This window comes from Bifidobacterium vespertilionis (assembly GCF_008698145.1).
In the GTDB taxonomy this organism is placed as follows: domain Bacteria; phylum Actinomycetota; class Actinomycetes; order Actinomycetales; family Bifidobacteriaceae; genus Bifidobacterium; species Bifidobacterium vespertilionis.
The window spans coordinates 20,660-40,320 of sequence record NZ_RZNZ01000003.1; the positions used below are offsets into that span (position 1 = coordinate 20,660).

At 65.0% G+C, this 19,661-nt stretch carries 18 protein-coding genes; 3 read left to right on the top strand and 15 right to left on the bottom strand.

Annotated features, from left to right (window positions below):
* Positions 1 to 26: 26 nt before the first annotated feature.
* The 5 genes from EMO90_RS02815 to EMO90_RS02835 all read right to left on the bottom strand — a co-directional run bounded on the left by EMO90_RS02815 (position 27) and on the right by EMO90_RS02835 (position 6,957).
* Positions 27 to 1,301 carry a cysteine desulfurase gene (locus EMO90_RS02815; protein ID WP_150352981.1) on the bottom strand — a complete coding sequence of 425 codons (1,275 nt, stop codon included), beginning with the start codon at positions 1,299 to 1,301 and terminating at the stop codon, positions 27 to 29.
* Positions 1,302 to 1,488: 187 nt separating this feature from the next.
* Complete coding sequence (gene sufC / locus EMO90_RS02820; RefSeq protein ID WP_150352982.1) at positions 1,489 to 2,268, bottom strand: Fe-S cluster assembly ATPase SufC; 780 nt, start codon at positions 2,266 to 2,268, stop codon at positions 1,489 to 1,491.
* A 29-nt stretch (positions 2,269 to 2,297) separates the two neighbouring features.
* A complete protein-coding gene (gene sufD / locus EMO90_RS02825) occupies positions 2,298 to 3,521 on the bottom strand; it encodes a Fe-S cluster assembly protein SufD (protein ID WP_150352983.1) in 1,224 nt (407 codons plus the stop codon).
* A gap of 3 nt (positions 3,522 to 3,524) precedes the next feature.
* Positions 3,525 to 4,979: a Fe-S cluster assembly protein SufB gene (gene sufB, locus EMO90_RS02830; protein WP_217624955.1), complete on the bottom strand. Its 1,455-nt coding sequence runs from the start codon at positions 4,977 to 4,979 to the stop codon at positions 3,525 to 3,527.
* A gap of 316 nt (positions 4,980 to 5,295) precedes the next feature.
* On the bottom strand, positions 5,296 to 6,957 hold the full coding sequence (locus tag EMO90_RS02835; protein ID WP_150352985.1) for a CTP synthase: 1,662 nt from the start codon (positions 6,955 to 6,957) through the stop codon (positions 5,296 to 5,298).
* A gap of 194 nt (positions 6,958 to 7,151) precedes the next feature.
* Here EMO90_RS02835 and EMO90_RS02840 point away from each other — a divergent pair, with 194 nt between their 5' ends.
* Positions 7,152 to 8,123 carry a hypothetical protein gene (locus EMO90_RS02840; protein ID WP_150352986.1) on the top strand — a complete coding sequence of 324 codons (972 nt, stop codon included), beginning with the start codon at positions 7,152 to 7,154 and terminating at the stop codon, positions 8,121 to 8,123.
* 231 nt (positions 8,124 to 8,354) lie between these two features.
* On the opposite strand, the gene aroQ is transcribed toward EMO90_RS02840, so the two are convergent.
* Genes aroQ through aroC form a run of 3 tightly spaced genes read right to left on the bottom strand, consistent with a single transcriptional unit; the run spans position 8,355 to position 11,753 of the window.
* The gene (gene aroQ / locus EMO90_RS02845) at positions 8,355 to 8,819 is read right to left on the bottom strand and encodes a type II 3-dehydroquinate dehydratase (RefSeq protein ID WP_150352987.1); all 465 of its coding nucleotides are present in this window, start codon (positions 8,817 to 8,819) and stop codon (positions 8,355 to 8,357) included.
* A 28-nt stretch (positions 8,820 to 8,847) separates the two neighbouring features.
* On the bottom strand, positions 8,848 to 10,548 hold the full coding sequence (locus EMO90_RS02850; RefSeq protein ID WP_150352988.1) for a bifunctional shikimate kinase/3-dehydroquinate synthase: 1,701 nt from the start codon (positions 10,546 to 10,548) through the stop codon (positions 8,848 to 8,850).
* Between the two features lie 17 nt (positions 10,549 to 10,565).
* Positions 10,566 to 11,753, bottom strand: coding sequence for a chorismate synthase (gene aroC, locus EMO90_RS02855; RefSeq protein WP_150352989.1), 1,188 nt, complete (start codon positions 11,751 to 11,753; stop codon positions 10,566 to 10,568).
* 109 nt (positions 11,754 to 11,862) lie between these two features.
* Here aroC and EMO90_RS02860 point away from each other — a divergent pair, with 109 nt between their 5' ends.
* The gene (locus EMO90_RS02860) at positions 11,863 to 12,249 is read left to right on the top strand and encodes a peptidase A24 (protein WP_223851257.1); all 387 of its coding nucleotides are present in this window, start codon (positions 11,863 to 11,865) and stop codon (positions 12,247 to 12,249) included.
* A gap of 195 nt (positions 12,250 to 12,444) precedes the next feature.
* Here EMO90_RS02860 and mltG read toward each other — a convergent pair whose 3' ends face one another.
* From mltG to EMO90_RS02890, 6 genes are all read right to left on the bottom strand, one after another.
* Positions 12,445 to 13,686 (bottom strand): endolytic transglycosylase MltG, encoded by a 1,242-nt coding sequence (gene mltG, locus EMO90_RS02865; protein ID WP_150352991.1) that lies wholly within the window; start codon positions 13,684 to 13,686, stop codon positions 12,445 to 12,447.
* Positions 13,679 to 14,158 carry a Holliday junction resolvase RuvX gene (gene ruvX / locus EMO90_RS02870; RefSeq protein ID WP_150352992.1) on the bottom strand — a complete coding sequence of 160 codons (480 nt, stop codon included), beginning with the start codon at positions 14,156 to 14,158 and terminating at the stop codon, positions 13,679 to 13,681. The genes mltG and ruvX overlap by 8 nt, the downstream gene beginning before the upstream one ends.
* A gap of 7 nt (positions 14,159 to 14,165) precedes the next feature.
* Positions 14,166 to 16,844 carry an alanine--tRNA ligase gene (alaS, locus tag EMO90_RS02875; protein ID WP_150352993.1) on the bottom strand — a complete coding sequence of 893 codons (2,679 nt, stop codon included), beginning with the start codon at positions 16,842 to 16,844 and terminating at the stop codon, positions 14,166 to 14,168.
* A 92-nt stretch (positions 16,845 to 16,936) separates the two neighbouring features.
* Positions 16,937 to 17,170 (bottom strand): hypothetical protein, encoded by a 234-nt coding sequence (locus tag EMO90_RS02880; RefSeq protein ID WP_150352994.1) that lies wholly within the window; start codon positions 17,168 to 17,170, stop codon positions 16,937 to 16,939.
* Complete coding sequence (locus EMO90_RS02885; RefSeq protein ID WP_150352995.1) at positions 17,170 to 17,571, bottom strand: DUF948 domain-containing protein; 402 nt, start codon at positions 17,569 to 17,571, stop codon at positions 17,170 to 17,172. The genes EMO90_RS02880 and EMO90_RS02885 overlap by 1 nt, the downstream gene beginning before the upstream one ends.
* Positions 17,572 to 17,756: 185 nt before the next feature.
* Positions 17,757 to 18,431, bottom strand: a complete 675-nt coding sequence (locus EMO90_RS02890; protein WP_150352996.1) for a histidine phosphatase family protein — start codon at positions 18,429 to 18,431, stop codon at positions 17,757 to 17,759.
* A 120-nt stretch (positions 18,432 to 18,551) separates the two neighbouring features.
* Here EMO90_RS02890 and EMO90_RS02895 point away from each other — a divergent pair, with 120 nt between their 5' ends.
* Positions 18,552 to 18,914, top strand: coding sequence for a phage holin family protein (locus EMO90_RS02895; RefSeq protein WP_150352997.1), 363 nt, complete (start codon positions 18,552 to 18,554; stop codon positions 18,912 to 18,914).
* 91 nt (positions 18,915 to 19,005) lie between these two features.
* Here EMO90_RS02895 and rpsD read toward each other — a convergent pair whose 3' ends face one another.
* Positions 19,006 to 19,632 carry a 30S ribosomal protein S4 gene (gene rpsD, locus EMO90_RS02900; RefSeq protein WP_150352998.1) on the bottom strand — a complete coding sequence of 209 codons (627 nt, stop codon included), beginning with the start codon at positions 19,630 to 19,632 and terminating at the stop codon, positions 19,006 to 19,008.
* Between the last annotated feature and the right edge of the window lie 29 nt (positions 19,633 to 19,661).

Here is a 19,661-nt window from a genome sequence, read left to right on the forward strand (position 1 = left end):
ATTGCTCCTGTTTGCTTGTCTTGGGTTTATTCGACGCCGAAGAACTTCCTGACGCCCTTGGCCGCCTCGATGAGCGCCTGGGCGTCCTCGACGGTGTTGTACACGCCGGTGGAGGCGCGGTTGGAGGCGTACAGGCCGAAGTGGCGGTGCACCGGCTGGGCGCAGTGGTGGCCCACGCGGATGGCGATGCCCTGCGCGTCGATGTACTGGCCCACATCGTGCGGATGCACGCCGGCCACGTCGAAGGCCACGGTGCCGATGCGGTCCGCGTTCTCGCGCGGTCCCAGAATGCGGAAGCCATCCAGATCGCCCAGCTTGAGCAGCTCGGCGGCGATCGTGCGCTCATGGGCCTCCACGTTCTCCATGCCGATCGCCATGAGCCAGTCGGCGGCCACGCCCGCGGCCACCACCTGGGCGACCGGCTGCGTACCGGCCTCGAAGCGGGCCGGCGGGGCCATGTACTGGGCCGGCTGGTCCATCCATGCGAGCTCCACCATCGAGCCGCCGAAGTTGGCCGGCGGCAGGGCCTCGAGCATCTCGCGCTTGCCGTAGAGGAAGCCGACGCCGGTGGGGCCGTACATCTTGTGCGCGCTCCAAGCGGCGAAGTCCACGTCAAGGGCATGGAAGTCGATCTTCAGATGCGGCACTGACTGGCATGCGTCGAGCACGAAGACCGCGCCCACCTGATGCGCACGGCGGATGATCGGGGCGAGGTCCGTGATCGCGCCGGTCACATTGGCCACGTGGGTGACGGCGACCACCTTGGTGCGCTCGGTGATCACCTCATCGGCGGTGTCGGAGCGGATGCGGCCGTCCTCCGTCAGATCGAACCACTTGAGCGTGGCGCCGGTGCGATAGGCAAGTTCCTGGAAGGGCAGCAGCACCGAATGGTGCTCAGCCTTGGAGACCACGATCTCGTCGCCGGGCTTCAGGGCGAAGCGCTTGGCGGCTTCTCCCCCGCGGCCCAGCGAGGCGTTGCCGAACGCGGTGGCCAGCAGATTCAGGCCCGCCGTGGCGCCGCCGGTGACGACGATCTCCTCCTCGCCCTCGGCCGCGTTCGCACCCACGAGCCTGGCGACCTTGGCGCGGGCCTGCTCGAAGGCCTCGGTGCTGCGCGCGGCGAGCTCATGCGCCCCGCGGTGCACGCCGGCGTTGATCGTCCGGTAGAACTCCGCCTCCGCGTCGATCACGCACTGCGGCTTCTGCGACGTGGCCGCCGAATCCAAATACACCAGCGGATGGCCGTGCACCTGCTGGTCCAAAATCGGGAACTGCCCCCGAATATCGCTGAAATCCACCATTATTGCCCCCTTATTTGCGCTTTGCGCTTTGCGTTTTGCGCTTCAAACGGCTTGTACGACGACCTGCCGCAGTCATCTCGCGGAGCCGTGGATTGGCACATACGATGTTGGACCGTCAGCTTGGCCGAACGGCCTCGAGTGTGTCCAACATCGTATGTGCCAATCCACGGCGCTGGTCATTGTTGCGCTACGCCAGCGCGGACTCCGAATCGGAACCTTCCGGCAGGTACTGGTCGTACCCGTTCTCCTCCAGCTCGTCCGCCAGCTCCGGACCGCCGGTCTTGACGAAGTGGCCGTCCGCGAACACGTGCACGATGTCCGGCTTGATGTACTTGAGGATGCGTGTGTAGTGCGTGACCATCAGGATGCCGAACTGGTTGGCCTCCTTGGCGCGGTTGACGCCCTCGGAGACGATGCGCAGGGCGTCCACGTCCAGACCGGAGTCGGTCTCGTCGAGGATGGCGAACTTCGGCTTGAGCAGCTCGAGCTGCAGCACCTCGGCGCGCTTCTTCTCACCGCCGGAGAAGCCCTCGTTCACGGAACGGGTGGCGAACTTCGGATCCATCTTGAGGCGCTTCATGGCCTCGGTGAGCTCCTTGGTCCACGTGCGGATGGACGGGGCCTTGCCGTCCACCTCGGTCTTCGCCGTGCGCAGGAAGTTGGTCATGGACACGCCCGGCACCTCGACCGGGTACTGCATGGCCAGGAACAGGCCTTCCTTGGCGCGCTCGTCCGGCGTCTGGTTGAGGATGTCGACGCCGTCGAGCAGCACCTGACCGCCATCGACGATGTACTTGGGGTGGCCGGCCAGCGTGTAGGCCAGCGTGGACTTGCCGGAGCCGTTGGGGCCCATGATCGCGTGGGTCTCGCCGGAATGCACGGTGAGGTTCACGCCCTTGAGGATCTCCTTGATGCCCTCCTTCGTCTCGACGTGGGCGCGGAGGTCCTTGATTTCGAGTGTTGCCATTTGGAATGCTCCTAGAAACTTACGGATGTTTACTTGTCTTCGAGGACCTGCGCCATGGCGTCGCTTTCACCGCGGGCCAGACGACGGTCGATCACGTTCATGAGGTGCTCGGAGATGGCGGGGATGCCTATCTCCTCCACGAGTTCGCCGAAGAAGCCGCGGACCACAAGCTTGCGGGCCTCGGTCTCCGGAATGCCGCGGGACTCGAGGTAGAACAGCTCCTCGTCGTCGAAGCGGCCCACGGAGGACGCGTGGCCGGCGCCGATGATGTTGCCGTTCTCGATCTCGAGGTTCGGCTCGGAATCGGCGATGGCGCCCGGGGTGAGCACCAGGTTGCGGTTGAGCTCATACGAGTCGGTGCCGGGGGCGGTCGGTTCGATCAGCGCGTTGCCCACCCAGGTGGAGTGGGCGCCCTTGCCGTCCAGCGCGCCCTTGTAGACCACGCGGGACTTGCAGTCGGGGTGGTTGTGGACCACCATCGTGCGGTGTTCGATGTGTTCGCCCGGATCGACGAAGTAGATGCCGAGCATGTTGAGCTCGCCCTGTTCGCCGCCGAAGTCCTGATCCATGCGGATGCGCACCGCATCGCCGCCGAGCGTGACCACGGAGTGGCGCAGGGACGCGCCCGCGCCCAGATGGATGCGGTGGTTGCCCACGTGCTTGGCGTCCTTGTCCCATTCCTGGATGGAGGTGAAGGACACGTGGCTGTCCGTGCCCGTGACGATCTCCACGCCCTCGGCGAGGCGCGCGGAGCCGTCATGCTCCACCACCACGTCCGCGTGCGTCTTGTCCGCGGCGCTGACCACCAGATGCAGGGCATCGAGATCCATGCCGTTGCCGTGCACCTTGACGAGCACGGGCTGGGCGATCTCGCCCTTCAGCTCAACGACGACCGCCTCCCTTGCGGAATTCCACTCGACGGCCGAAACGCGATCGTTCGGCTTGGACACGGTTCCCGAGGGGGCCTCGCCCATCGGCACGCGGCGCACACGGACGCCGTCGACCGGCTCGGACCCATCGATCATGGACACCGTTACCTCGGTCTCGCCGCTCGGCTCGAACACGTCGAAGAACTCCTCGATGCGCTCAAGCGGCGTGTAGCGCCACTCGTCCTGCTTCTTCTCCGGAGTGGGGAACGCGGCCACGTCGAAGGAGCGCGGCGCGCGATCGGCGCTGGACGGCATGGCCGCCGGCACCGCGTACGGATCGTTCGGATCCGCCACCGGAATGTTGATTTCCTTGTTGTCCGCCATGGATCAGCCCACCGATCCTTCCATCTGCAGTTCGACCAATCGGTTCAATTCAAGCGCGTACTCCATCGGCAGCTCGCGCGAGATCGGCTCCACGAAGCCGCGCACGATCATGCCCATGGCCTCCTCCTCCGTGAGCCCTCGGCTCATGAGGTAGAACAGCTGATCCTCGGAGACCTTGGAGACCGTGGCCTCGTGGGCCATGGAGACGTCGTCCTCGCGCACATCCACATGCGGGTACGTGTCCGAACGGGAGAAATCGTCCACGAGCAGCGCGTCGCACACCGTGGAGTTGGAGGAGCCGTAGGCGCCCTTGACGATCTTGACCAGACCGCGGTACGCGGAACGGCCGCCGCCGCGGGAGATCGACTTGGCGACGATCGTGGAGCTGGTGTGCGGGGCGAGATGGATCATCTTCGCGCCGGTGTCCTGGTACTGGCCCTTGCCGGCGAAGCCGAGCGACATGGTGCTGGCCTTGGCGTACGGCTCGGCGAGGATGCAAGCCGGGTACTTCATGGTGGCCTTGGATCCGATGTTGCCGTCGACCCACTCCATGGTGCCGCCCTCGCGCACGTAGGCGCGCTGGGTGACCAGGTTGTACACGTTGTTCGACCAGTTCTGCACGGTGGTGTAGCGCACACGGGCGTGCTTCTCCACGATGATCTCCACGATGGCCGCGTGCAGCGAGTCGGTGGAGTAGATCGGGGCCGTGCAGCCCTCCACGTAGTGCACGTAGGAGCCTTCGTCGGCGATGATCAGGGTGCGCTCGAACTGCCCCATGTTCGGGGTGTTGATGCGGAAGTACGCCTGCAGCGGGATGTCCACGTGCACGCCCTTCGGCACGTAGACGAACGAGCCGCCGGACCATGCGGCGGTGTTCAGGGCGCCGAACTTGTTGTCCTCCGGGCTCACCACGGTGCCGAAATACTTGCGGACCAGATCCGGATACTCGCGCACGGCGGTGTCCGTGTCCACGAAGATCACGCCCTGCTTGGCCAGATCCTCCTGGATGGAGTTGTAGATCACCTCGGACTCGTACTGGGCGGCCACGCCGGAGACCAGACGGTTCTTCTCCGCCTCGGGGATGCCGAGCCTGTCGTAGGTCTTGCGAATGTCGTCCGGCAGCTCGTCCCAGGTCTTCGCCTGCTTGTCCACCGGCTTGACGTAGTACTTGAAATCGTCGGCGTTGAAGCCGGACAGGTCCACACCCCACGTGGGCATGGGCTTTTCGAGGAAGGCCTTGTAGCCCCTGAGCCTCATGTCGAGCATCCACTGGGGCTCGTGCTTGTCCGCGCTGATCGCGCGCACCACGTTCTCGTCGATGCCCTTCTTGGCGGCCTCGCCGGCCGCATCGGAATCATGCCAGCCGTAGTTGTAGTCGCCGAATTGCTGGATGATCTCGTCATCCTTTTTGATTTTGTCCTCGTTCACGCGGGAGCGATCGGCCACGTACTGGCTCATCTCCACGTCGGACGCGGCGTTGGACGTCGTTTCGTCACTCACCTGCGTACTGCCTCCATTCAATGTCACACACGGTCCTACGCAAAACTAACAGAACCCCTCACTAGACGCCACCCCACGGGCAAGCATATGAACCGCTTCTTTGCCGAGGGCGATAACGCCCCGCCGCAATGTGGCGCACATAACAATGTGGCGCACATAACAAAACTCCCTCCCCCGGGCGCCCGGCGCTTTCCGCGCCTTGCGGTATGGGGAGGGAGTTGGGTTTCGCGAATCAGCGGATCACGTCAGCGCACGTCCGTTCCATGCAACGGACTCAGCGCGCGGCCTGATGATCCAGCGCGGCCTTGACGAGGCCGGCGAACAGCGGGTGCGGCTTGGTCGGGCGGGACTTGAACTCCGGGTGCGCCTGGGTGCCCACGTAGAACGGGTGAACGTCCTGCGGCAGCTCCACGAACTCGGTGAGCTCGCCGTCCGGGCTCTGGCCGGAGATCCTCAGGCCACCCTCGCGCAGGCGGTCCTTGTACGCCACGTTGACCTCGTAGCGGTGGCGGTGGCGCTCGGTGACGTGCGTGGTGCCGTACAGCTCGGCGACCAGCGAGCCCTCCTCGAGCTCGGCCGGGTAGGAGCCGAGGCGCATGGTGTGGCCCATGTCGCCCTTGCCGGCCACGATGTCCTTCTGCTCCTCCATGGTGGCGATGACCGGGTTGGCGCAGTCCTGCTCGAACTCGGAGGAGTTCGCATCCTCAAGCTCCAGCACGTGGCGAGCGTATTCGATCACCATGCACTGCAGGCCCAGGCACAGGCCGAGCGCCGGCAGACCATGCTCGCGGGCGTAGCGAAGGGCGCCGATCTTGCCGTCCACGCCGCGGATGCCAAAGCCTCCAGGGACCACGATGCCGTCGATCCGATCGAGCGCCGCGGCGGCGCCCTCCTCGGTCTCGCACGTGTCGGCCTTGACCCACTTGACGTTGACCTTGGCCCAGTTGGCGAAGCCGCCGGCCTTAATGGCCTCGGTGACGGACAGGTAGGCGTCCGGCAGATCGATGTACTTGCCCACGATCGCCACGTTCACCTCGTGCTTGGGGTGGTGCACGCGCTCGAGCAGATCGGCCCACTCGTCCCAATCCACGTCATGGAAGGGCAGGCCCAGCTCGCGGACCACGTAGGCGTCCAGACCTTCGTCGAACAGGATCCTCGGCACGTCGTAGATGCTCGGGGCGTCCACGCAATTGACCACGCCCTCCTCGTCCACGTCGCACATCAGGGAGATCTTGTCCTTGATGGACTTGTTGAGCGGGCGATCGGAGCGCAGGACCAGCGCGTCGGGGGCGATGCCGAGCTGGCGCAGCATCATGACGGAGTGCTGGGTGGGCTTGGTCTTCAGCTCGTGCGCGGCGGAGATGTACGGCACCAGGGAGACGTGCACGAACATGCAGTTCTCGCTGCCCAGATCGCGGCGCACCTCGCGGGCGGCCTCCAGGAACGGCTGGGACTCGATGTCGCCCACCGTGCCGCCGATCTCGGTGATGATCACGTCCACGTCTTCACTCGCCTGGGCGCGCATGCGGGACTTGATCTCGTTGGTGATGTGCGGGATGACCTGCACGCACTGGCCCAGATACTCGCCGGCGCGCTCCTTGCGCAGCACGGACTGGTAGATCTGGCCGGTGGTGACGTTCGCCTTCTGGGACAGGAAGACGTCGAGGAAACGCTCGTAGTGGCCGATGTCCAGATCGGTCTCGGCGCCGTCCTCGGTCACGTACACCTCACCGTGCTGGAACGGGTTCATGGTGCCGGGGTCGACGTTGATGTAGGGATCGAGCTTCTGCTGCAGGACGTGCAGGCCACGGCTGCGCAGCAGACGACCGAGGGAGGATGCGGTCAGGCCCTTGCCGAGAGAGGAGACCACGCCACCGGTGACGAAAATGTGCTTGGTGATGTGCTCCTGCGAATTGCCATGTTGTCTTCTAACCATGGAACTTCAGACTATCAGCCGTGTGTGACACGGCGTGTTCCCCCGCTATTCCCGGCCTGCAACGAACGGTCATCCACACGTCTGTCCACAATCGGCGCGCCGACACGCCCGAAACCCCATGCAAGTGGGGCACGTTCGACCACATCGGTCCGTCCGGCTTCCCCCGGCGTCGCCTTCATGCCTACCGTGCGATCATGAGAGCGAACCCCAGCATCGAACATCTTCTCGACCAGGCGCAGGCCGATCGCCGCTGCGCGATCGGAGCCACGTCCGCGGACCGTCGAGCCCTTGCCTCACGCGTGCACGGCGGTTCGATCGTCACGCCCTACCGCGGCCTGTACGCCCGGCGCGATTACTGGGACGCCCTCAATCCCATCGATCGCACCCTCCACACCGTGCGCGCCCTGGCCCTGCAGCATCCCGCATGGGTCTTCGCGGGCCTGACCGCCGCCTGCATCCACAGCTACGACCATTCCTGGTCCCTGCACGGCGACGGGGTCATCAGCATCGCCAGCCCGCGTCCGAATCAGCCAGGCGATGAGCGGCGCCTGCATCGCATATATATCCGTGATTTCGGTGGCATCCGTGTGAACGGGCTGTTGGTCACCGATCCCATACGCACGCTTCTGGACTGCGGAGGCGAGTACTCGTTCGTCGAAGCCCTGCCTCTGTTCGATTCTGCGGCCAGACAAGGCGTGCAGATCGGCAAGGTGAACATTCTGTGCAATACACTTGGATTGGATTCCGGCAACATCCGCCTTTTATGCGCACATGCATCGGCATTGAGCGATAACGGCGGAGAATCGACAATACGGGCGCTGATCATCAGCAACGGCTTTCTGCCGCCGGAAGTGCAACGCCCCTTCGCCAATCCCAACAATCCCAACGCCCCTTACCGTGCGGATCTGACATGGCGATTGCCCGGTGACCGTATCATCGTCGCGGAGTACGACGGTATGGCGAAATACGTCGCGCAGGAGGGAATGAAACGACACACCATCCAAGCGGCGGTTCAGGCTGAGCGCGCCCGGGAAACCAATCTGATGGCTCAGGGTGTTTCTCTGATCATTCGGCTGGACTTCGATGACATCGTCAATCCGGAACGTCTGATCGGCAAACTGACCGCAGCGGGGATTCCCCGGGCAAGCCGACCGTTTGTTTTGTAACCGTTCGTTTTGTAACGGATTTACAGAACGTACCGCGGGGACACCCCTTCAATGCACTTTCTGTAAATCCGTTACAGAACATACCTTTTGGGACCGGTAAAAGGTGCGAACTGTAACGGAATTACAGTTCGCACCAGATAGAGTCCTCTTCACGGTCCGTTCTGTAATTGTGTTACAGTTCGCACCACAAAACGCACCGCTATGGTCCAAATTGACCGTTTGGATGGTTGATCAGGCGGTCTGCCCGGCCCCCGCACCAACCAGATGGGCGATGGCGTCGAGGGCCAGCTTGTACCCGTAGAAGCCCATGCCGGTGATGGTGCCGGTGGCGACGGGGCTGATGACCGAGCGCTTGCGGAACTCGTCGCGCGCGGACGGGTTGGAGATGTGCACCTCCATGAGGGGCAGGCCAGCGTCGCCGACCATATGGGCCGCATCGGCCAGCGCGTACGAGTAGTGCGTGAAGGCCGCCGGGTTCATGACGACCGGCGTCTTCTCGTCGGCCGCCTGATGCATCCAGTGCACCATCTCCGCCTCGTCGTCGGTCTGCCGCACCTCGACGTCCAGACCAAGCTCGGCACCCCATTCGGCGCACAGCCTGCGCAGGGTCTCAAGATCCTGGCGGCCGTAGACGTCGGGCTGGCGGACGCCAAGGCGGCCAAGGTTCGGGCCGTTGACGACGATGACTTTGGTCATATGAATCTCCTTGTCCGTAAGCGATCGGTTATTGCTGGATGCGGCGGAAGGCCTCCTCGACCGCGTCCGCCGGCGGATCGTCGAGATGGACCGGATGGCCCACGCCTTCGAGCACCACGAAGCGCAGCTTGTTGCCGCGCGCCTTCTTGTCGCGGTGCATGAGCGCGAGCACGTCCTCGAAGGAGCCGCCGTTCCACGAGGTGGGCAGACCCAGAGAGCCGAGCAGCGAGCGGTGGTATTCCACCAGATCCTCGTCGATATAGCCCAGCAGATGCGCCAGCTCGGCCGCGTAGACCATGCCGACGGCCACCGCGTTGCCGTGACGCCAGCGGAAGTGCTCGAGTTTTTCGATCGCATGTCCCAGCGTGTGGCCGTAGTTGAGGAACTCGCGCAGGCCGGATTCCTTGAGATCGGCCGAGACGTGATAGGCCTTGACGCTCACCGTGCGCTCGATCAGCTGCGCGACGATGTCCTCCAGATCGCCGGAGCCGGAGAAGCCCGCATCCGTGCCCGTAGCATCATCGGCTCCCGCGGCCGCGAATGTGGATCCGTCGAAGCGGCGCAGATCGTCCGCATGAGCCTCCAGAATGCTCAGAATGGCCTGATCCTTGATGAAACCGGACTTCGCCACCTCGCCAAGGCCCTCGGTGAAGATGTCGTTGGGCAGCGTACCCAGCGTCTTCAAATCGGCCAGCACACCGGCCGGCGTGTAGAAGGACCCCACCAGATTCTTGCCCTGCGGCGTGTTGATGCCGGTCTTGCCGCCGGTGGAGGCGTCCACCATGGCCAGCAGCGAGGTGGGGCAGTTGACGTACCGGATGCCGCGCATCCACGTGGCCGCCACGAAGCCGGCCAGATCGGTGGCCGCGCCGCCACCCAGTCCCACCACCGCGTCCGAGCGGGTGAAACCTTCCTCGCCCAGACGCTGCCAGATGCCGTTGGCGACCTCGATGGTCTTGCCGCGTTCGGCGTCGGGGATCACAATGTCGCTCACCTCGTAGCCGCCCTGGCGCAGCAGGGTGCGGGCTCGATCGGAATGGCGCTGCACCGTGGCCGTGTGGATCAGCGCCACACGGACGGGCTTGTCGCCCAGCACCTCGGCGAGATGATTCATCACACCCTCGCCGATCACCACATCGTACGGATCCGCTCCGCCAACATGCACGCGATGTTCGTTGATCATATCCACCAGCTTTCGTGCGGCCCCGATCGGGGTGAAACCATGCGTCACGACGCGGGTCGTCGCCAAGGCGGCGAACACCGGGTCGCGCTGTTCGAACAGGGTCATCCAGCGCTTGTCCGAATCGCCGGCGAGCATGGGACGGCCTCCGGCGCGACGGGCGCGCTCCATGGCCTCCTCGGGCGATGCCTCCAGATAGACCACCTGTCCGCCGTGCTCGATGTACGATTCGAGCGCCTCGTGCGTGTCCTCGAACATGGGGGCGCCGCCGCCCAGGGACAGCACGCCGGAGAAGGATTCCAGCAGATCGGAGATGACCCGGCACTCCACCTCGCGGAACGCCGGCTCGCCGTGCTCTTCGAAGTACTGCGGGATGCGGGTGCCCACCTCATGCTCGATCTCCACGTCGGAGTCAGCGAACGGCAGGTCCAGCAGACCCGCCACCTCCTTGCCGATGCGGGTCTTGCCGGCGCCCGGCATGCCGATGATCACCACGCGGGGGAACACTCCCCCGTTGACGATGCCGGCAATGTGATTGTTGTCGCTCATTCGCGCAGCACCGCCGATCAGCGCAGGTGCTCGGGCCACGAAGCCACGTAGGCCTGGGCGTTGCGACGGGTCTCCTCCAGGGAGTCGCCGCCGAACTTCTCCAGCGCGAACTGGGCCAGCACCAGACGCATCATGGCCTCGCCGACCACGGAGGCGGCCGGGACGGCGGTGGCGTCGGAACGCTGGTTGATGGCGGTGGAGGCCTCGCCCGTGAGCACGTCCACGGTCTTCAGGGCGCGGGGCAGCGAGGAGATGGGCTTCATGGCGGCGCGCACGCGGATGGGCTGTCCGTTGGACATGGAACCCTCCAGGCCGCCCGCGCGGTTGGACAGGCGGCTGATGCGGCCGTCGGCATTGACCACGATCTCGTCCTGCGCCTGGGAGCCGGGGCGCTGGGCCTCGAGGAAGCCGTCGCCGATCTCCACGCCCTTGATGGCCTGGATGCCCATGAAGGCGGAGGCCAGAGCGGCGTCCAGACGACGATCGGACTCGACATAGGTGCCCAGACCGGCCGGCACGTTGTAGGCGATGACCTCGATCACACCACCCAGGGTGTCGCCCGCGGCCTTGGCCTCGTCGATGCGTTCCATCATGCGGGCCTCAGCCTGCTTGTCCAGCGTGCGCACCGGTGAGGCGTCCAGCGCCTCCAGATCGTCCGGGGTGGGCAGCGGGGAATCCTCGTCCACGCCCACGCCGCCGATCGAGATCACATGCGCCACCGTGCGAATGCCGAGCGCCTGCTCCAGGAAGTTCTTGGCCACGGCGCCCAGAGCCACACGCGAGGCGGTTTCGCGGGCGCTCGAACGCTCAAGGACCGGGCGCGCGTCGGTGAAGCCGTACTTGCGCATGCCGGTCAGATCGGCGTGGCCGGGGCGGGGACGGCTCAGCGGGGCGTTGCGGCCCTCGGCGGGAAGTTCATGGTCGAGCGGATCGGCGGACATGACCTCGGTCCACTTGGGCCATTCGGTGTTCGCGATCTCGATGGCGATGGGCGAGCCCAGCGTGGAGCCGTGACGCACGCCCGTGAGCATACGCACCTTGTCCTGCTCGAACTTCATGCGGGCGCCGCGGCCGTATCCAAGCCTGCGGCGGGCCAGCGCATCCACGATCTCCTGCGTGGTGATCTGCACCCCCGCGGGCAGTCCCTCGATCATGGCCACCAGGGCCTCGCCATGGGACTCCCCCGCCGTCTGCCAACGCAACATGCGAACTCCTCTCAGATTTCCGTACACGACTCCGGTATAGTCTAGCGGTATGCCATGCCTTGTGCTGTTGCCGAGTCTGCTATGTGGCGCGGCCATTTCCATCAGCGATGTGAGATCCCGTCGCGTGCCCCGCACGTGGGTGGCCGGCGGCTACGTCGTCCAATTGATCGCTCTGCTGGTCTGGGCCGTATTGGCCAATCAGCTGTTCACGGTGATGATCGCCGTGGTGATCTCCGTTGGCGCGGCCCTGCTGCAATTGCTGCTGAGTCTGATCGTGCCGGGGTCGATGGGCTTCGGCGATGTGACGACCACGCTGCTCGTGGGTCTGGCGGTGGGTGCGATGGGATGGATCGCCGTGCTGTACTGGTGGGTGGCGATGGGGCTGCTCGGGTTGGCGCTCATCGCTCTGGGCCGGCGCATGGGCAAGTCGGACATGCCCTATGCGCCGGTGATCGTGCTGGCGGGAATCATCGCCGTGGCGCTGGCGTATCTATAAGGAAGTTGTCCTTTCGTCATCCTGAACGGAGCGAAGGATCCTTGGTACTGCGCACGAATGACCAACGCGAAATGACGAAGGATCCTTCGACTCCGCTGCGCTCCGCTCAGGATGACGAAAGGGGAATCCCGGCCCCCGCTCAGGATGACGTTGAGGTGGCCCTGCTGCGCTCAGGATGACAGGCACTCAACACGATCAGTTCGCGCCGGGATTCGCGGTCTTGTACTCCTGCACGTACTGCTCGAACTGGGCCTTCTGATCGGCCTCCGAGCCGGTGGTGAACTTGGTTTCTCCGGTGGACAGGTTGGTGGTCACGAAGAACAGCCAGTCGCCGGACTCCGGGTTCATGGCCGCCTGGATGGCGTTGTCTCCCGGATTGCTGATGGGCGTGGGCGTCAGTCCCTTGATGAGCCTGGTGTTGTACGGGTTCGAGGCGTCGTTGAGCTGCGCGTTGGTCAGCTGGCTGGCCTTGATGCCGAGTCCGTACGCCACGGTGGTGTCCATGCCCAGGGTCATGCCCTTGTCCAGACGGTTGAGGATGACGCGCGAGACCTTGCCGTAGTACTCGGCCCTGTTGACCTCCGCCTCCGCGATGGACGCGATGATCAGCAGACGCTCGCGTTCCGCGCCGGTGGGCACGCCCAGACTGTCCAGCTTGGCGACGCGCTTGTCGACCATGGTCTTGAGCACGTCCTTCGCGCTGGTCTGGCCCTTGACGTTGTACGATCCCGGCTCGAACCAGCCTTCGAATTTGCCGTTGGCCTCCGCGGGCAGGATGCCGTCGCCGCCCGCATCGATCACGGCCTTGAAATCGGCCTCCGCAATGCCGGAGAGGCTGGCCGCATTGGCGATCACGTCGGAGACGCGCTCCCCCGCCTTGACCTGCAGGTAGCCGCCGGCCTTGGTGTTGTCCGAAAGGATGGTCACCACGTCGGACGCCTTCATCTTGGTCTGCAGCTGGAAGGTACCCGGATACAGGTTCGGGGCGCCCGCATTGGCCACGGCCTGTGTGAAGGCGCCGGCGGTCTTGACGATGTCCGCCTCGACGAGCTTCTGCGCGATCTCCGTAGCGCTTTCGCCCTCGCTCACCGTGAATTCGACGCTGCCCTCACCGGGGCCCGCATAGTCGTTGACCACGCTCGAGCTGGTGTCCTGCGTGCTGAACAGGCCCTTGCCTGATTTGACCAGGGAGATGGTGGTCCAAATGCACACCGCGACCAGAGCCAGAGCCGCCACCACAAGCAGGATCTTGGTCAGTCCGCTGCGTTTGGCGCGCCTGCGACGACGACGCATGTCCTTGCGTGATTTGGGGGGTGCGGGCGGTGGCGGCACCGTGCCCGTCGACTGCTGCTGATCCGTTGGCTGGGGTGCGGGCTGACCGTTCTGGTCCACCCACTGCGAATTCTCGGCAAAGAAATCGTGGAAGTCCTCAGCCACCGTATACTCCTTCACTCGGTGTGTGTCGATCCAATGCCGACTGCAGAATGTTGACCGCGGATTGCTGATCGACCTTGGGCCGATGGCCCTTGGTGGAGATCTGCGCCTCCAGCAGCTGACGATGCGCGCTGACGGTCGTCAAACGTTCGTCGAGCAATGATACCGTAGGCGCGGTTCCATCAACAAATTGGCGGCCTTCGTCGTCCGAAGCCATGCGCTTGACCAGATTGGCGGCCCATCGTCGGGCCTTCTTCGCGCTTTTGCCTTCCGTGCCGTCGAGCTGCAATGGCAGTCCGACCACCACATGGGACACACCCTCGTCCTCGATGACGTCTATCACCTCATCGATGGTGTGGAATGAATCACCCCAGGCCTGGATGTTGCCAGCGGGGTGAGCGAGGGTGAGCTCAGGGTCGGACAGTGCAAGTCCGACCCTGGCATCACCCAGATCAACGCCGAGCCAAACCGACACGCGGAGCTCAGCCCTTCTGCGCCTCGTTGACCAGCGCCGTGAGCGCCTGATCGATCTTGGCGGCGTCCTGGCCGCCGCCCTGGGCGAAGTCCGGCTTGCCGCCGCCGCCACCGCCGAGGATCTTGGAGGCGCCGCGGACCAGATCGCCGGCCTTGATGCCGTTCTTGCGGGCGGCCTCGTTGGTAGCGGCCACGACCATGGGCTTGCCGTCCTCGTTCACGCCGGCCAGGGCCACGACCACCGGGGACTCGTCGCCCAGCTGGGCGCGCACGTCGGTGACGGCCTTGCGCAGGGCGTCGAAGGAACCGAAGTTGCCCACGTTGCGGGCGGCGACCTTCACCGGGGCCGCGGAGGCCTTGGCGTCGGCCACGAGCTGCGGGATGGACGCGGCGAGCTGCCCCTCGTACATGGCGGCGAGCTTGCGGTCCGATTCCTTGAGCTTGGCGAGCAGCGTGTTGATGCGCTCGGCGAGCTCATCCGGACGGGCGTTGAGCTTGTCCGACAGCTGGGAGACCAGCGCGTGCTCGCGGGCGTTGAACTCGTAGGCGCCCTGGCCCACGACCGCGTCCACACGGCGCACGCCGGAGCCGATGGAGGCCTCGGACATGATGTTGATCGCGCCGATCTTGCCGACGTGGTCCACATGGGTGCCGCCGCACAGCTCGCGGCTCCAGCCGTCCTCGCCGATGGAGACCACGCGCACGATGTCGCCGTACTTCTCGCCGAACAGGTGCATGGCGCCCAGGGCGATGGCGTCGTCGAACTTCATCTCCCTGGTGGTCACGGCAAGGTTGTCGCGCAGACGGTCGTTGACGCGCGCCTCGACGGCGTTCATCGCGTCCTTGCTCGGCGCGGAGGACCACTGGAAGTCGAAGCGCAGGCGGTTCGGGGCGTCCTCGGAGCCGCGCTGGGTGGCCTGCGGGCCAAGCTCCTCGCGCAGCGCCTTGTGCACCATGTGCGTGGCGGTGTGGGAGCGGGCGATGGCGCCGCGGCGGTCCAGATCGATGTTGGCGTTGACTTCGGCGCCCACCACCAGGGTGCCCTCGGTCAGGCGGCACTGGTGGACGATGAGGTCCTTGATGGGCTTCTGCACGTCGTCCACCTCGAGCACGGCACCGTCGTCGGACAGGATCTCGCCCTGATCGGCGAGCTGACCGCCGGCCTCCGCGTAGAACGGGGTGCGATCGAGGATGACCTCGATGTTCGCCGGGCCGGTGACGGCCGGGACGGATCCCTTGCCCTCCTGCATGATGCCGATCACGCGGGCGCGGGCGGACATATCCGTGTAGCCCAGGAAGTCGATCGGCTTGGCGAGGGTCTTCTTGAAGTCGTCGTAGACGTTGAGGTCCACATTGTGGCGCTTCTTCAGCGCGTCGGCGCGGGCGCGGGACTTCTGCTCGTTCATGAGCTCGCGGAACTTGGCCTCGTCCACCTTGACGCCCTGGTCGGCGGCCATCTCGAGGGTGAGCTCGATTGGGAAGCCGTAGGTGTCGTGCAGCGTGAACGCGTCGGTGCCGGAGACGATCGGATCCTTGGTCTCCTTGGCCTTCTGCACGGCCACGTCGAGGATCTGGATGCCGTTCTCCAGCGTGCGGCGGAAGGCGTCCTCCTCGCCGTAGGCGGCCTCGGAGACGTCGTGGAACGTGTCGTTGAGCTCCGGGTAGCTGGCGACCATGGCCTCCTTGGAGACAGGCAGCAGGGTGGGGATGACCGGATCGGTCACGCCCAGCACGCGCATGGCCTGCACGGTGCGGCGCAGCAGGCGGCGCAGCACGTAGCCGCGGCCCACGTTGCTCGGACGCACACCGTCGGACATGATCATGAGGGCGGAGCGCACGTGGTCGGCCACGACGCGGAACTTGACGTCCGCGGCCGCGTCCTCGCCGTACTTGAGGCCGGAGAGGCGCTCGGCGGCCTCGATGACCGGGAAGACCTCGTCGGTCTCGTAGATGTTCTGCTTGCCCTGCATCAGGTACGCCAGACGCTCAAGGCCGGCGCCGGTATCGATGTTCTTGTGCTCGAGCTCGCCCACGATGTGCAGATCGGTCTTGGACTTGACGTTGTCCACCTCGTAGTTCTCGAACACGAGGTCCCAGATCTCGATGTAGCGGTTCTCGTCCGCGATCGGGCCGCCCTCGACGCCGTATGCAGGGCCGCGGTCCACGTAGATCTCGGAGCAGGGGCCGCCGGGGCCGGGGCCGCCGGTGGTCCAGAAGTTGTCCTCCATGCCCATGATCTGGATGTGCTCGGGGTCGACGCCCTCGTTCCGCCACATCGAGCGGGCTTCCTCGTCGTCGGTGAAGGTGGTCATCCACAGCTTCTCCGGATCGAAGCCGTAGCCGCCCTTGTCCTGCGGGGTGGTCAGCAGCTCCCACGCGTAGTGGATGGCCTCCTCCTTGAAGTAGTCGCCGAAGGAGAAGTTGCCGAGCATCTGGAAGAAGGTGCCGTGACGGGTGGTCTTGCCGACCTCGTCGATGTCCAGGGTGCGCACGCACTTCTGGTTGGAGGCCATGCGGTGCTTCGGCGGGGTCTGCTCGCCCATGAGGTACGGGATGAACGGCACCATGCCCGCGATGGTGAACAGGGTGGTGGGGTTGGGCGAGATCAGCGAGGCCGACGGCACCACGAGGTGGTCGTGCTTTGCGAAATAGTCCAGATAGCGCTTGGCGATTTCAGACGTGCGCAACGTGAAGACTCCTTGATTGTTTGTTCGTGGCATGGCATGGAAGTTCGGGGGCGCCATGCCCGCCCCTTCGCCATACGGCGTGACCCGATCGGCTACCTGCCGTTGAGATAGCGGCCGGTGAGCTCGCGCTCACGCGCCTCGCGGGCGGCGTTGAAGTCCTCCCACAGGGCCGCGAGCGTGCGGATGGTCACATTGTCCTGATCCGGGCCGAGGACGAACTGCCTCGCCCCGTCCGGGGTGTGCGCCTTGACGTACGACTGCGCCTTGGCGGCCAGCACCAAGCCGGTCGCAATGCCCGCGCCGAGCCAGAAGAGTCGCTTGAACATCACTGCTCCTTGGATTCGGACGCGGTTTCGGCGCCGCCTTCGGAGGCGCGCTTGTTGAGGAAGGACTGGATGGTGGTCTTGGCCGCGTAAATGGCGGACTGGGCCTTGATGACCGGCTTGCCGAGGAACGAACCGTACAGGTCCGTCAGGGCGCCCACGTTGTTGGCGGTGGTCGAAGCCGCGGCGGATATCTTGTTGACGTCCTCCAGCGACTTGTTGACCTGCTTGACCGTGGTCACCGACTCATCGAGCGCGGGCAGGGCGTGGTCGCCGGTGTCCTTGACCGTTTCGGCGATCTGATCGAACATCTTGCCGAGACGAATCAGCGGATAAATCGTAAAGCCCGCGAGCACGGCGAAGGCGATGGCCGCGATCAAACCCGCGATCTGCCCTACATCCATCCTGAACCTCTTTTCCGTTGATGGCGCACTTCCATGCGCACAATACCTGCACAAGCGTAGCCAACGCACCGGACCGGACGGGATATAAGACTTGGCGTCCGGCCGTCACGATCGGACGCCGGACCACGATTCGCCGGCTGCCCGCTGGCTGTTCGCCGACTACCCGCCGGCTGCTCGCCGGCTGCTCACTGGTTGTACGAAACGATCTTCACGGCCTCCGCGAAGGGCTTGCTGGTGTCGTATTCAAGCACGGTCACGGACCCGTTGGCCGGGCGCTCGCTCAGATCCAGATCGTCGCCGCCGAAGCGGTGTGCCAGGCTCAGCAGGGTGTTGCCGTGGGAGATCTGCAGCACGTCGTCGCCGTCCCTGAGGTCCGGATTGGCGGCGATCAGCGCAAAAGCGCCCTGAACGCGGGTCCAGTACTCGTCGTCCGACTCGGCGTCGTGGAACGGATCGGCCTCCTTGAGGAAATCGCGCGAGGCGGACAAGCCGAACTTCTCCACGATCTGGTTGTAGGTCTTCACGCCGTGGGGCGCGCCGGCCGCGTACCAGGCCATGCCCATGTCCAGTCCCTCGTAGTAGCCGTAGAACTGCTCGCGGAAGTGCATGTCCTCCACCAAGCGCGGACGCGGATGGCCGGCCGACTCGTTGATGTCCAGAATGCGATCGGCGGTCTGACGGGCGCGGGTGGTGTCCGAGCAGTACGCGGCGGCGAAATCCATGTCGCGCAGCTTTGCGCCGGCCTTGTCCGCGTCGGCGAGGCCGGATTCGGTCAGCGGCGAGTTGGACCAGCCTTGAAGACGGTTGTAGCGGTTGAAATAGGTCTGCCCGTGGCGGACCAGATGCAGATGAAGGATCATGATTCGATTATTCCACGCCCGCTACGTCCTGGCTTCACCGAATCCACCGTTTTGTTGATCTTGTATGGCGATTCGGAGTCCGGACGTATGCGTGACGACGATTTGGGGATAATGGTGGGCATGAGTGGTTTTCTTTCCCGTTGGTTGGCCCTGGCCGTCGCGGCCGGGGTGATGGTGTGGCTGCTGCCCGGCATGCAGCCGGTCGGCGAGCCCGCCCTGTGGGGTGTGGTCGCGTTCGCCTTGTTCATGGCATTGCTGGACGCCTCGCTCAAGCCGGTTATCAAGATGGTGTCCCTGCCGCTGACGATCCTCACGTTCGGCATCTTCTCGCTGATCCTGAACTGGCTGTTCATGAGGCTCGCGTCCTGGCTGGCGGTCAGCGTGTTCGGCGTGGGCGTGTACATCGACGGCTTCTGGTGGTCGGTGCTCGGCTCGATCATCATGGCGATCGTCTCCGGCGTGGTCTCGTCGATCATCGACTGAGGTTCTGCAGACGAATCGCCCAAAAACGAGGAAACCCCCGCAACCATTGGCTGCGGGGGTTTCTTCGGTATGTCCTAAATGAAGATCCAGATCAGCGAGCGTAGAACTCGACGACGTACTGGATGTTGACCTGCACCGGGATCTGCTCGACCTCCGGCTTGCGGGTGAGGGTGGCCTTCAGGGAGGCCAGGTTCACGTCGAGGTAGCCGGGAACCGCGGGCAGCACGTCACGATGCACGCCTTCGGCGGCGATCTGGAACGGCACCATGGTCTGGCTCTTGGCCTTCACCTGGATGGTCTGGCCGGGCTTGACGCGGTAGGACGGACGATCCACGATGTTGCCGTCGACGAGGATGTGACGGTGGACCACGAACTGACGGGCCTGGGCGGTGGTGCGGGCGAAGCCGGCGCGCAGGACCAGGTTGTCGAGGCGGGTCTCAAGGTCGATCAGCATGGCGTTGCCGGTCTGGCCGGGGGTGTGCGTACCGGTCTCGTAGGCGGCGCGCATCTGCTTCTCGGACAGGCCGTACTGGGCGCGCAGACGCTGCTTCTCGCGCAGACGCACCGCGTAATCGGACTCGGTGCGGCGACGGTCGCGGCCGTGCTCGCCGGGGGCGTACGGGCGCTTCTCGAAGATGCGCTGGGCCTTCGGGGTCAGAGCGATGCCGAGGGCGCGGGAAAGACGCACCTGACGGCGGGAACGCTGAACATTGGTCATGTTCTTTGAACCTTTTCTGTTTCTGTCGT

Coding starts and splice junctions, on each gene's coding strand:
- EMO90_RS02815 (WP_150352981.1), bottom strand. CDS start 1,301: ATGGTGGATTTCAGCGATATTCGGGGGCAGTTCCCGATTTTGGACCAG.
- sufC (WP_150352982.1), bottom strand. CDS start 2,268: ATGGCAACACTCGAAATCAAGGACCTCCGCGCCCACGTCGAGACGAAG.
- sufD (WP_150352983.1), bottom strand. CDS start 3,521: ATGGCGGACAACAAGGAAATCAACATTCCGGTGGCGGATCCGAACGAT.
- sufB (WP_217624955.1), bottom strand. CDS start 4,979: ATGAGCCAGTACGTGGCCGATCGCTCCCGCGTGAACGAGGACAAAATC.
- EMO90_RS02835 (WP_150352985.1), bottom strand. CDS start 6,957: ATGGTTAGAAGACAACATGGCAATTCGCAGGAGCACATCACCAAGCAC.
- EMO90_RS02840 (WP_150352986.1), top strand. CDS start 7,152: ATGAGAGCGAACCCCAGCATCGAACATCTTCTCGACCAGGCGCAGGCC.
- aroQ (WP_150352987.1), bottom strand. CDS start 8,819: ATGACCAAAGTCATCGTCGTCAACGGCCCGAACCTTGGCCGCCTTGGC.
- EMO90_RS02850 (WP_150352988.1), bottom strand. CDS start 10,548: ATGAGCGACAACAATCACATTGCCGGCATCGTCAACGGGGGAGTGTTC.
- aroC (WP_150352989.1), bottom strand. CDS start 11,753: ATGTTGCGTTGGCAGACGGCGGGGGAGTCCCATGGCGAGGCCCTGGTG.
- EMO90_RS02880 (WP_150352994.1), bottom strand. CDS start 17,170: ATGTTCAAGCGACTCTTCTGGCTCGGCGCGGGCATTGCGACCGGCTTG.
- EMO90_RS02885 (WP_150352995.1), bottom strand. CDS start 17,571: ATGGATGTAGGGCAGATCGCGGGTTTGATCGCGGCCATCGCCTTCGCC.
- EMO90_RS02890 (WP_150352996.1), bottom strand. CDS start 18,431: ATGATCCTTCATCTGCATCTGGTCCGCCACGGGCAGACCTATTTCAAC.
- EMO90_RS02895 (WP_150352997.1), top strand. CDS start 18,552: ATGAGTGGTTTTCTTTCCCGTTGGTTGGCCCTGGCCGTCGCGGCCGGG.
- rpsD (WP_150352998.1), bottom strand. CDS start 19,632: ATGACCAATGTTCAGCGTTCCCGCCGTCAGGTGCGTCTTTCCCGCGCC.